General features: G+C 37.0%; 13 protein-coding genes and 1 pseudogene. 8 read left to right on the top strand and 6 right to left on the bottom strand.

Annotated elements, in window-relative coordinates:
• Positions 1–79 precede the first annotated feature (79 nt).
• From CP357_RS08470 to CP357_RS08485, 4 genes are read left to right on the top strand one after another with little or no spacing between them, the layout of a single operon-like run.
• The gene (locus CP357_RS08470) at positions 80–727 is read left to right on the top strand and encodes an amino acid ABC transporter permease (protein ID WP_087176386.1); all 648 of its coding nucleotides are present in this window, start codon (positions 80–82) and stop codon (positions 725–727) included.
• Positions 728–742: 15 nt separating this feature from the next.
• On the top strand, positions 743–1,363 hold the full coding sequence (locus CP357_RS08475) for an amino acid ABC transporter ATP-binding protein (RefSeq protein ID WP_098037057.1): 621 nt from the start codon (positions 743–745) through the stop codon (positions 1,361–1,363).
• A gap of 4 nt (positions 1,364–1,367) precedes the next feature.
• Complete coding sequence (locus tag CP357_RS08480; RefSeq protein WP_098037058.1) at positions 1,368–2,171, top strand: amino acid ABC transporter substrate-binding protein; 804 nt, start codon at positions 1,368–1,370, stop codon at positions 2,169–2,171.
• Positions 2,172–2,173: 2 nt separating this feature from the next.
• Positions 2,174–2,620 carry a GNAT family N-acetyltransferase gene (locus tag CP357_RS08485; RefSeq protein WP_025006009.1) on the top strand — a complete coding sequence of 149 codons (447 nt, stop codon included), beginning with the start codon at positions 2,174–2,176 and terminating at the stop codon, positions 2,618–2,620.
• On the opposite strand, the gene CP357_RS08490 is transcribed toward CP357_RS08485, so the two are convergent.
• Positions 2,617–3,177 (bottom strand): SGNH/GDSL hydrolase family protein, encoded by a 561-nt coding sequence (locus CP357_RS08490; RefSeq protein ID WP_098037059.1) that lies wholly within the window; start codon positions 3,175–3,177, stop codon positions 2,617–2,619. The genes CP357_RS08485 and CP357_RS08490 overlap by 4 nt on opposite strands.
• A gap of 61 nt (positions 3,178–3,238) precedes the next feature.
• Between CP357_RS08490 and coaA the strand changes: the two genes are divergently transcribed.
• Positions 3,239–4,153 (top strand): type I pantothenate kinase, encoded by a 915-nt coding sequence (gene coaA, locus CP357_RS08495; RefSeq protein WP_087176381.1) that lies wholly within the window; start codon positions 3,239–3,241, stop codon positions 4,151–4,153.
• Between the two features lie 35 nt (positions 4,154–4,188).
• Positions 4,189–4,761, top strand: coding sequence for an elongation factor P (gene efp / locus CP357_RS08500; RefSeq protein ID WP_025006006.1), 573 nt, complete (start codon positions 4,189–4,191; stop codon positions 4,759–4,761).
• Between the two features lie 48 nt (positions 4,762–4,809).
• Here efp and CP357_RS08505 read toward each other — a convergent pair whose 3' ends face one another.
• Both CP357_RS08505 and CP357_RS08510 read right to left on the bottom strand, forming a co-directional pair.
• Positions 4,810–6,111, bottom strand: a complete 1,302-nt coding sequence (locus CP357_RS08505) for an extracellular solute-binding protein (protein ID WP_098037060.1) — start codon at positions 6,109–6,111, stop codon at positions 4,810–4,812.
• Between the two features lie 172 nt (positions 6,112–6,283).
• A complete protein-coding gene (locus CP357_RS08510) occupies positions 6,284–6,865 on the bottom strand; it encodes a PepSY domain-containing protein (RefSeq protein ID WP_233187003.1) in 582 nt (193 codons plus the stop codon).
• Positions 6,866–7,045: 180 nt separating this feature from the next.
• Here CP357_RS08510 and CP357_RS08515 point away from each other — a divergent pair, with 180 nt between their 5' ends.
• Together CP357_RS08515 and CP357_RS08520 are read left to right on the top strand one after the other, a co-directional pair.
• The gene (locus CP357_RS08515; RefSeq protein WP_098037061.1) at positions 7,046–7,501 is read left to right on the top strand and encodes a MarR family winged helix-turn-helix transcriptional regulator; all 456 of its coding nucleotides are present in this window, start codon (positions 7,046–7,048) and stop codon (positions 7,499–7,501) included.
• Complete coding sequence (locus CP357_RS08520; RefSeq protein WP_098037062.1) at positions 7,501–8,016, top strand: GNAT family N-acetyltransferase; 516 nt, start codon at positions 7,501–7,503, stop codon at positions 8,014–8,016. Before CP357_RS08515 ends, CP357_RS08520 begins: the two co-directional genes overlap by 1 nt.
• Before the next feature lie 30 nt (positions 8,017–8,046).
• Here CP357_RS08520 and CP357_RS08525 read toward each other — a convergent pair whose 3' ends face one another.
• The 3 genes and pseudogenes from CP357_RS08525 to CP357_RS08535 all read right to left on the bottom strand — a co-directional run.
• Positions 8,047–8,673, bottom strand: a complete 627-nt coding sequence (locus CP357_RS08525) for a PepSY domain-containing protein (protein ID WP_025006002.1) — start codon at positions 8,671–8,673, stop codon at positions 8,047–8,049.
• A 150-nt stretch (positions 8,674–8,823) separates the two neighbouring features.
• Positions 8,824–9,327: a nucleoside 2-deoxyribosyltransferase gene (locus tag CP357_RS08530; RefSeq protein WP_087235753.1), complete on the bottom strand. Its 504-nt coding sequence runs from the start codon at positions 9,325–9,327 to the stop codon at positions 8,824–8,826.
• 50 nt (positions 9,328–9,377) lie between these two features.
• Positions 9,378–10,028, bottom strand: a pseudogene (locus tag CP357_RS08535) (adenosine deaminase); the annotation flags it as partial.
• Positions 10,029–10,252 lie beyond the last annotated feature (224 nt).

Below are 10,252 nucleotides of genomic sequence, written 5' to 3' on the forward strand. Positions count from 1 at the left end.
AAATCATCGTTCTTTTTTCATGTCTTAGGAATTAGTTTTTTCCCAGACACTTTTTTATTAGAAAAATGCAGGTGAGGATATGTCATTAAAATATATTGGAGAAATTTTACCAGCCCTTTTTAACGGCGCAACGATGACGCTTAGTATTTTCTTTTGGACTATTATTTTGGCAACGCCGCTCGGAATCTTAGTTTCACTTGGAGAAATGAGCAAAATTAAGCCAATTAAATGGCTAGTTAATTTTTACGTTTGGATTATGCGGGGGACACCACTATTATTGCAATTGATTTTTGTATTTTATGGTTTACCAATTATCCATATTGTATTTCCACGTTATCAGGCAGCGCTTCTTGCCTTTGTGTTAAATTATGCTGCATATTTTGCGGAAATCTTCCGGGGCGGTTTTCAATCAATTGATAAAGGACAATTTGAAGCCGCAAAAGTGTTACGCTTGAATCGCTGGCAAACAATGACCAAGATTGTCATTCCCCAGGTAATCAAAATTGTCTTACCTTCAATTGGTAACGAAGTGATCAACTTGGTTAAGGACTCATCACTTGTTTATGTGATCGGCTTAGGCGATTTACTTCGAGCAGGTAATGTAGCAATGGCGCGTGATGTAACGCTGATACCATTAGTTTTAGTAGGCGTAATTTATCTACTTTTAATTAGTATTTGTGCTTTTGTTTTGAAAAAGTTGGAAAAGCACTTCTCTTATTACAGATAGTGACAGGTGGATTAAATGTTAGAAGTAAAAAACTTATACAAAGAATTTAATAATCGACCAATTTTAAAAGATATCTCTTTTACTCTAAAAGATGGTGAAATCATGACCATTGTTGGTCCATCTGGTGCGGGGAAAACCACGCTTCTTAGAATTATTGCCGGTCTTGAAACCAAGGATAGCGGCGAAATTTTAATTGATGGTCAAGCTTATGATTCAGGTAAAGTTGGCGTGGTATTTCAGGATTATAATCTTTTCCCTAACTTGAATGTGTTGCAAAATATTACCCTGGCACCGACGATGGTACTTAAGGAGAGCAAGGAAGAAGCTAATAAGAAGGCTTATGAATTGCTTAATCGTTTGCAAATGAATGGCCGTGAGAAGCAATATCCTTATGAATTGTCTGGTGGACAAAAGCAGCGTGTCGCCATTGCACGGGCCTTGGCAATGAAGCCACGGATTCTCTGTTATGATGAACCGACTTCAGCGCTTGATCCTAATTTGCGCAAAGAGGTTGAGAAGATGATCTTAGGTCTGAAAAAATCCGGTTTAACGCAATTAATTATTACGCACGACTTGCAGTTTGCAGAGAATGTGGCAGATCAGATGTTAAAGGTTCAACCATTAAGTGAGGGATAAGCTCATGAAAAAATGGATAATAGCAATTATTGGAATTCTAGTGCTGACTTTAACTGGGTGCGCTAAGTCCAATAATGCTGATACGTGGCAAAAAATGGAAAAGAATAAGCAAGTGGTCATTGGTTTAGATGATAGCTTTGTGCCAATGGGATTTGAGAAGAAAAATGGCCAACTTACAGGTTACGATATTGATTTAGCAAGAGCCGTTTTTAAGGAGTATGGCATTAAAGTTAGTTTTCAAACGATCGACTGGTCGATGAACGTAACGGAACTGCGTAACGGCACTATTGATTTGATTTGGAACGGCTACAGTATTACGCCTGAGCGCAAGAAGAAGGTTGCTTTTAGTCGTCCATATTTGCGTAATCGTCAAGTTTTGGTTGTAAAGAAAAATAGCGGCATCGAAAATTTTGCGCAGATGAAGAAGTATGAATTGGGGATGCAAACTGGTTCAACCGCGGAGCAGTGGTATGAGACTAAGCAGAATGTCTTGCATGCTAAAAAAACAATTTTGTACGATACAATTTCTAATTCATTCTTAGATTTAAATTCAGGTCGTATCCAAGGAATCTTGCTTGATGAAGTTTACGCCGATTACTACATTGCACACATGGCTAAGAGTAGCGAGTATAAGGTGATACAAAATGACCGTGTACCTATGGATCTGTTTGCGGTCGGGATGCGTAAAGATGATAAGACTTTGCAAAAAAAGCTCAACGAGGGCTTGGCTAGATTGCAAAAAAATGGTAAGTTAAGACAAATTAATGAGAAATGGTTTGGTAAAGATAGTAATTATTTAGGAAAGTAACGATGAATAATAATTTTTCTTTTAAAAAGATTGATGAAATGACGAGCAGAGAAATGTTTGCCGTAGCTCGCCTGCGTAATGAAACTTTTGTAGCAGAACAAAAAATTACATTGCCGGATTTAGATGATCAAGATTTAACAGCAGTTCAAGTTTTTTTGCTAAATGAAAAACAGACGGATGCCCTTGCAACATGTCGTCTGTTTGTGGAAAAAGATAAATGGATGCTGGGCCGCGTTGCAGTTTCAAAGAAAAGTCGCGGCCAAAGCTTAGGTAAGAAAATGCTGCTAGCTGTGCATAATTACTTAAAAGAGCAAAATGCCTCAGCCTTGTATTGTCATGCTCAAATGCATGTTAAGCCATTCTATGAAAAGTTAGGTTATCAAACATGCGGCGAGCCATTTGATGAGGGCGGCGTTGAGCATATTATGATGAAGAAGAGCTTGAGTTAATCAAGTTCTTTTTTGATTGCTGGCATAATTTGGTTAACTAAAAATTCGTTGCCTTTGTCTGTTAGATGCTGTCCATCTTTTTGATAGTATGTCGAAATGGCCTTGAGCTTTCTAAAGGCGGGTAAGATATCCACAAATTGTGCACTGTACTTTTCTGCAACCTTTTTAGCAATGCCGTTGAAAAGATCTAATCTTTCATCTCCGTAAAATTGGTTAATTTCACTGTTGGTAGGATCAGGATAACAGAGGCCAACAACTATGGCTTTGCCTACTTGGGTGAGAACTTCATTTAGATTGCGCTCATAACTTTCTGGGCGAATTCCCCAGCCGGTTGCGGCATCATTATTACCGTATTCAACTACAACTAAATCTCTTTTTTGAGGAATTAAATGCAAATAATCTATTGCTTCAACGGTAGTGGCACCACTTTTAGAGATGTTTTCCACCTGTGCATAATCTTTTAACTCTTTTTGAAATAGATTAGTAACTAAATCTGTGTCTTGACCATCGCGAAAGCCGTTAAAGATAGAATCACCGAATAAAATTATTTTTTTCATAATTTAATGCCTTTCAATTATAATAAGTAAATGTATGTAAAAGAAAAAATGGATAATAGCAATGAAAAATTATACGAGTTTTGAAAGAAATGAATGGGCTAAACTAGCTCCAAAAAATAAAGTAAATATTACTAAAGAAGAATTAACACAAATCAAGTCACTAGGCGATGTAGTCGATTTGACCGATGTGCATGAAATTTATACTAGCCTAATTAGCTATCTACATTTAGTTTATCAGGATAAACAACAAGCGCGCCAAGCTCAGATTAGATTTTTGCATAAATCTTTTGAACCAGCACCGTTTATCATCGGTATTTCAGGTTCGGTAGCTGTAGGAAAGTCGACTACGGCGCGTCTTTTGCAGCTACTTTTGCAAAGAACTTATCCCAATCTCAAAGTACATTTAATGACCACGGATGGTTTTATTTATCCAAATAAAGAATTGGAGCGTAAGGGATTAATGTCACGCAAGGGATTCCCTGAAAGCTATAATATGGCCTTATTAAGTGACTTTTTGTGGGATGTTTTAAGTGGTAAAAAGGATATTGTTTACCCACTTTATTCACAAGAATTGAGCGATATTGTTCCTGGAAAATATGGTCATGTTAAGAACCCAGATATTTTAATTATTGAAGGAATCAATACTCTGCAACTACCGGAAAGTGGACAAGTTGTGACTAGTGACTTTTTTGATTTTTCAATTTATATCGATGCGGAAGAAGATTTAATTGAAAAATGGTATATGCAACGATTCCAAAAAGTATTGAAATTGAATAAAAACAAGCCTGATAATTTTTATTATCAAATGGCTAATGGACCACTAGATCAAGCGATGCAGTTTGCCGAAGAAGTATGGCAAATGGTCAATTTAGTAAACCTTCGTGAATACATTGCTCCAACTAAAGAACGTGCAAGCCTAATTTTGCATAAGACTGATGGACATTTAATTGACAAGATTTATTTGAGACATATTTAGTTTGTTATAATCTATGTGTAGATAAGGAGAATTTTATGCAAGCAATTAATTTGAAAAAAGGCATGATTTTTAGTCAAGATGGTAAGTTAATTAAGGTTTTAAAGGCTAACCACCATAAGCCAGGTAAGGGTAACACCGTTATGCAAATGGATTTGCGTGACGTTAAGAGCGGTGCTGTTGTCCACAAGACTATGCGTCCAACTGAAAAAGTAGATTTAGTTGATATCACTAAGAGAACTGCACAATACCTCTATGGTGAAGGCGATGTTTATACCTTTATGGATACTGAAACTTATGATCAATACGAAGTTTCTGCTGACCAATTAGGTGATGATGTTAAGTTTTTAATGCCTAACATCATGGTAGATATGGAATTCACTGGTGACAACAAGATTATCGGTATTGAATTGCCATCAACTGTTGAAATGACTGTTAAGGAAACTCAACCAGAAATTAAGGGTGCTACTGTTGCTGGTGGTGGTAAGCCAGCTACAATGGAAACAGGTTTGGTTGTTCAAGTTCCTGACTTCATTAAGGAAGGCGAGAAGTTGATTATCGGTACTGAAAATGGTGATTACAAGTCACGTGCCGACAGTCAACCGAGATAAAAATAGGCAGAAAAAAAGCTCTCGAAAGAGAGCTTTTTATTTTGCACTTTATTGTTTCCAAGCGGCATCAAATTTTTGCTTACCGTTGTCAATTTGGCTGTTAACATTTTGACCTTTTTGAGCTGCGGATAAGATGTTTTGCATAATGCTGTTTAATTGGTTGTAGGCAGCATTAGAGTTCTTTTTAGCTGGAACACTGTAGAGGTGCTTCATTGCTGCTTTCAACTTAGTAGGCATCTTGATGTTCTTGTTATCAAGGAATTCCTTGTCGTCAAGTACGCCGTTATTAACTGGAGTGTAACCAGTAGCATTTGCCCACTTAAGTTGTGAGGATTCAGAAGTTAAGAATTTCATGTACTTGAAGGCGGCAGCTCTTTGCATTGATGAAGCTTCTTTAAACATGTAGATGTCAGTACCTTGTTGCATGGTATATTTGCCAGGACGAGGAGCAACATCGTAAGTAAACTTGTTGCCAACACCTTGTTTTACAAAGCCTTCACCTGCAGAAGTACCGATGAACATTGCGACTTTTTCGTTAGCAAATGGACCAGATAAGTAGTGTTCAGAACCAGCTACACGGAAGTAACCCTTCTTTACGCCTTCTGCATAGTAATTGATAACTTTCTTTGAAGCAGCACCGGTGAAATTAATCTTGTCGGTAAAGTTAATGCCTTCATCCTTCATACCAAGGGTGTAGTAGTTGGCTAATGAATCAAAGCCAGCACCGACTACCTTGTGGTTACTCTTCTTGTAGATAGTTTCAGAGACTTGTTTGAGTTCCTCCATTGTTGTAGGAACTTTTTTAATGCCATATTTCTTGAACATAGTCTTGTTGTAAGTCAAAGATTCGATAGATTTGTTAAATGGAATACCATATTGGGTACCTTTAATTTGGGCACCATCTAACAATTCAGTTCGAATATTAGAAGCTTTGGCGCTGCCCCAACCAACATTTTTATTGTTGATGTAAGGAGTTAAATCAACCAACATTCTATTTTGAGCGGCATTATATAACCAGCCAGGGTAAGCTTGGGTAATTGTTGGCAAATTCTTAGGTGATTGCATAGTAGAATTGATCTTGCCTTGCAAATCAATGTAAGAGCCTTGGTTTTCCAGCTTGATCTTAATGTTAGGATTCTTCTTTTCAAAATCATTAGTTAATTGCTTAAGAGTATTTTCTTGAGCACCATGCATCCCGTGCCAAAATACTACAGTAGTCTTTTTAGTGATTTTAGATGGAATCTTAGCATCATTTGAAGATGAATTGTTTTTACCATTGGAACAAGCAGCTGTACCTACTAACGCAAGGCCGGCTACAGCAAAAGTGATTAATTTTTTACCTAATCTCATTAGTAATCCTCCGATGAATATTTTTATAAGCACTAGCTATTGTAGCATATAAAATATTGACTACAAGATCTTGTATTTTGATAAAAATGTGTTATGGAAGTGAGGATGTCAATTTGGATTGTATATAACAAAAGCTGATTACAATGCTAGGTTGCAATCAGCTAAAAATTTTTTAAATAATATTTTTGTTTAAAGCATCGATTTTTAATTCACGTTTTTGATTATTATAAATTAGATTGATTTTCCAAATAGCCTTGCCGTCTTCATCGGTTAATTCCCAAAGAATTGGGGTGGCACCGCGCAATTCTCTGAGTGCAACGGCATTGGCCTCTTGCCGAGAAATGGTCTTTTTAAGATTTAATACTTCTTCTTTATTGTAATCGTAATCTAAAAGCTGAGTAGATTGTCCCATGATTTTGTTATTGGTTGCATCGAGCTGAATAGTGCAATCTTTTATGGAATCAAAACCAACAATGGTGTAAACATAAGTATCGTTTTTTAAGGCTAAAGTAATGGATTTAATCTCAGCGTTTGAATACAAGGATTTGAATTTTTGGATTGCGGAAACTTGACTCATTCTAATTTGGGGCAATTTGTTGCTAGAATAGTTTACATTTTTTGGTAAAACATTCTTAGTGGTTATTGAAAAATTGATAGGCTTTTGTGGTTGTTGCTTGATCCAGAAAATGGTCGAAAATACACCGATTAAAATTCCTGTAACGCCAATTAAAACGGGTTTGATAAATTTCTTCATAATAGTCCTCTGTTGTGTAGTTTTGTTGAATTTATCTAAATTATAAACTATATAATCTAAAAGTGACATAGCGTTACTGTTTGCTTAAAAATTTCTTATGTCTTTTGTTGTTATTTTGTAATGTTTATTTTATTGTTGCATTTGCAACAATAATTAATATAATATTCTTAAGGTGAAAAAATGGAAGAAGATATTTTAAGACGAATCGGAACGATTGCCCGTGCTCTGGATTCAATTGCTAATGTTGAGTTTAAGGAGATTGAGCTCAATCGCGGTCAGTATTTGTATTTGACTAGAATTAAGGAAAATCCTGGGATTATTGCTAATCATTTAGCTGAGTTGTTGAGTGTTGATCGTACGACCACTGCTAGAGCTATTCAAAAGCTTGAAAAAAACAGTCTGATTGAAAAGAAGAATGATCAGAAAAATAGAAAGATCAAGCATTTGTTTGTCACGGATAAAGGCGAGAAGTTAGCGCAGAAAATTGAGCAGGAGAATGCTTATTCAAATGAGCTGGCCTTAACAGGATTAGATTCAGTACAGAGAGCGGAATTAACTGCCTTACTGAAGATAGTAGAGAAGAATGTCAGTGCCAATTGGTATTTTGTTAAAAACGGTGGAAAGAGGGAATATTAATGGATTACACAATTAAGTCTATAACAACTAATGATGTGGAGAAGTTGCAAGAAGTATCACGTGAGACTTTCAAGGATACTTTTGATGACTATACTGCTCCAGATGATATGAAGCGCTTTTTGAAAGAAGATTATGAAACCAGCAAGTTGATTAAGGAAATAGAAAATCCGAATAGTCGCTTCTTTTTCTTGATGGTGGGCGATGAAGTAGCAGGCTACTTGAAGATTAATGTAGGGGATGCGCAAACTGAGCATTTAAAAGAAAATGCTTTAGAAGTGGAACGCATTTACTTATTGCCAAGTTTTCAACATAAAGGATTAGGTAATGTGTTGCTAGATTATGCAGAAGATACGGCAAGAAAAGAGGGCTATAACTATATGTGGCTTGGCGTTTACGAAAAGAATATTAATGCCCAACATTTCTACAAGCATCATGGTTTTGAAAAGGTAAGCGAGCATACTTTTCAAGTTGGCAGCGATCCACAAACTGACTGGTTATTACTTAAAAAATTGTAATAGAAAAGAGGTCCAATTTGGACCTCTTTTTTAGTCGTTATCATCGCCATGATCGCGATCAGTTCTCACAACGTCTTTGCTAGTGGCATTAATCTTAACTTCAGTTGACTTAGTGCCATCGCTTACTTCAACATCCCAGTAAGCCTTGCCATCGTCTTCATCGAGTTCAAGATTCCATTCTTTACTTACGCCGTCAGCATGTTTTTCCGCAATCTTAGTTGCTTCATCACGGCTGATTACGCTATCAAGATCAAGCGCTTTTTGGTGACGATCGTCTAAGTCAAGCTTTTCAGAATGTGAATGTAACAACTTGCCAGTATCGGCGTTAATTGTTGCAGTATATTCATTAGTCTTGTCAAAACCGTCGATTTCATAAACGTAGGTACCGTTTTCTTGCTTCAAATCAATACTCTTAATTTTCTTGTTAGGGTATTTTTCATTGAATTTGTTTAAAGCTTCGCTTTGACTGAGATCAATTTTAGTTCTCTTAAGCTTGGTTTCGTTTTGCTTAACTGCCTTCTTAGTATTCTTCTTTGACTTTTCAACCTTAGAAGATTGGGTTGATTCACTGTGATCATTGTTGCTACATGCAACAGTACCAACAGCTAAAGCGCCAATTAAGGCAGCACCAGCGGTGAGCTTAGTTAATTTATTCATACACATTTCTCCTGACACATTTACATCAATATCATTTTCTATATCATGATATTAATTATACGCGCTTACGAGAAATAAGTATAGATAAAAATGACATATTGTCACTGATTTATGTATTTCTTAATAAAATTAAGGGATTGCTTATTGATATTAGATAATGCCGTAGCCGCGAACTGGATTAGAAGAACATTCGTTGAAGTTATATTCAGCAAGTTTTTCAAATTCAGTATTACCATCGATGATCGTGGTTACGCCTTGAGCGATCATCAGATTCATTTTCTTCTCTTTTTCAGGATGCTCAGTAAATGGCACCAAGATTACCGGCTTGTGCATGGCACGCATGAAGCCAATCTCAAAGGCAGAACCATCATCCAATTGATCCATATCATATAAAAATACGCCGCAAGTGGCATTTGAAATACCAGTTAAATCATTTTGGTAAGTCGCATCCCGCCAAACCATGCTTCTGATACCGCCGATTTCAGGATTCTTTTCGTCCGGATCGGTGAAACCATCATCAAAGGGGAAGAAGACATGCGCGATGCTTGGATTCTTTGCTAACAACTCTTTTGCCTTGGCTGCTCTTTCTCTTTGAGCATCGCTGTAAAATGGTGAACCTAAATAAATTTTTCCTGTTGGAACTACTGCTTTCATAATTTTTCTCCATCATAGTTAATTTAAAAATTAGTTTGATTTTAGCACATTTAGATTAAAGAAAATAATCGCTTTTTCTCCGCATTTGAGCAAAAGGCGGCAGTAACCGCGTTTAAATAGAGTTGTTTTTCGTCGGCTCGAGTTAACCCCGTCTTTTCTTCTAACAGTTGGTATTCATGGGGCAAGTCGATGTTAGAAACGGTCATGTCATCAGAATTGAGCGTGACGTTAACGCCCTGATTGAGCAACTTTTTAACAGGGTAGTGGTCAATTTGATCAAATACTTTAGTATTCAAATTTGAGGTAGCGCAACATTCTAACGTGATCTTGTTTTGGATGAGCTCTGCTACTAGCCGCGTATCTTCAATGCAGCGGATGCCGTGGCCGATGCGCCTGGCTCCTAAATCTAACGCTTGGTAAATCGACTCTGGGCCCATCGCTTCGCCTGCATGAATGGTGAAAGGAATGCTGTTTTGACTAGCAAGATTAAACAAAGAAGTATAATTGCTGATGGCAAAGGCGGGCGTTTCGGCTCCAGCTAGATCTAAGCCACTGACGCCACGGTCCAGAAAATGCTTAGCTACAGTGATCGTTTCTAGGTTCTGGTCATAATTATGAGGTAGTCGCAACAGCAGCAGATTAGCATGTAGCTCAGGCTGACTAGAGTAATGCATTTTTTGCCAATTAAAAAACTGGTTTAATGAAAAACGCCCGAAAATTCCCGTATTTTAATGCGGGGATGGATAGGGCCAAGCTGACCTAGCAGTCAGCTTTTTTTATTCTAAAAATAGAGACATACGTTCGACTTCCCTGTAAAATATAAATATCTAATCTACAGAAGGAGGTGAAATCATGAAAAGAATGAGCAGCTTAGCCTATCATTTTGGCGTTAAGCTTCGCTTTTATCCTAGTTCTAAGCAAAAGA

The organism is Lactobacillus sp. UMNPBX6 (genome assembly GCF_002553975.1).
Classification (GTDB): domain Bacteria; phylum Bacillota; class Bacilli; order Lactobacillales; family Lactobacillaceae; genus Lactobacillus; species Lactobacillus gallinarum.